Annotated in this window: 1 protein-coding gene and 1 pseudogene; both read right to left on the reverse strand. The window is 70.4% G+C overall.

Annotation, left to right across the window (positions count from 1 at the left end):
• The coding region (locus tag G7A99_RS19460) for a bifunctional protein tyrosine phosphatase family protein/NAD(P)/FAD-dependent oxidoreductase (protein WP_163143340.1) at nucleotides 1-1,196 on the reverse strand (1,196 nt) is incomplete at its 3' end.
• Nucleotides 1,197-1,230: 34 nt separating this feature from the next.
• Nucleotides 1,231-1,536: pseudogene (locus G7A99_RS19465) on the reverse strand (MBL fold metallo-hydrolase); the annotation flags it as partial.

Raw genomic sequence — 1,536 nt, forward strand, 5'->3', positions numbered from 1 at the left:
AGCCGCTCGTTGCCACTGGCGTCCTGCACGCGGAAGCGCGCGGTCCGCGCCGGGCCGTCGACGGCGACGAGGTTGCTGTTGAACGCCAGATCGATGCCGTAGCGCTCGACGTAGCGCATCAGCGGCGGCACGAACGTCTCGACGCCGAAGAGCACGGCGCCGGCGCTCTTGAACTCGACGTCGATGGCGTCGAGCACCCCGCGGCGACGCCACTCATCGCACGCGAGATACATCGCCTTCTGCGGGGCCCCCGCGCACTTGATGGGCATCGGTGGCTGGGTGAACAGCGCCCGCCCGCCATGCAGGCCCTGTACGAGATCCCAGGTGTAGGAGGCCATCTCGTAGCGATAGTTGGAGGTTACACCGTTGCGGCCGAGGGTCTCCGACAGGCCCTCGATGGCGGCCCAATCCAGCCGGATCCCCGGAGCAGCGACCAGCGTCCGGTAACTCAGGCGCTCGCCGTCCTCCAGTACCACCCGGTTCTGCCCGGGCTCGAAGGCCGCGACCGCGGCCCGGATCCAGCGCGCGCCCGCGGGCATGAGGTCGGCCATGGGGCGTACCGTCTGCTCGCGCCTGAAGACACCGCCACCGACGAGCGTCCAGCCCGGCTGGTAGTAGTGCTGCTCGCGGGGCTCGATAACTGCGATATCCAGCGCCGGACGCCGGGCCAGCAGGCTGGCGGCGGTGGCAAGGCCGGCGGCACCGCCGCCGACGATGAGCACGTCGTACCGGCGGCCGTTGCCGGTGTCGGTGGCCTCGCCGGTGGTGTCGGCGGACCAGGCCGCTTCCAGTCGCGGGCGCAGGCCGGACAGGTCATAGCCCGCAGTGGCGCACGTGGCGAGCACCGCGTCCGGCGCGAGGTGGCGGGCCTCGTTCAGGGCCCAGAGGCTGGTGGAGCGTGAGCCGGTGCGGCAGAAGGCAACCACCGGGCCGCGGGCATTGGCGAGGATCGTCGCGAACGCGCGGACGTCGTCGTCCGTGATCTGACCGGAGACCACCGGGACGTAGTGATAGGCGATGCCGAGGCGCTCGGCGGCCGCCGCGAGCTCGGCACCGGCAGGCTGATCCCCGCTCTCGCCGTCGGGACGGTTGTTGATGACGGTCTGCACGCCCTCGGCGGCGAGCGCGCCGAGGTCGCTCGCCCGGAGCTGGGTGGTCACCGCGTAGAACGGCGACAGCGGTTTTCTCGTCTCCACGGTCTCTCTCCTCCCTGCCGTGGAACGCGCGGGCTCAGAGCGCGTTCAGCGGTATCTTGATATAGCGCACGCCGTTGGATTCCGCCGGCGGAAAGGCACCGGCGCGCATGTTGATCTGGACGGACGGCAGGATCAGCCGCGGCATGTCGAGGGTGGCGTCGCGTTCGGTGCGCATCTGCACGAACGTCTCCTCGTCCACGTCGTCATGGACGTGCACGTTGGTGGCGCGCTCCTCGGCCACGGTGGTCTCCCAGCGGTACTCATCCCGGCCCGGGGCCTTGTAGTCGTGGCACATGAACAGCCGGGTCTCGCCGGGCAGCGAGAGCACGCGGCGAATGGA

Source organism: Arhodomonas sp. KWT (assembly GCF_010993615.1).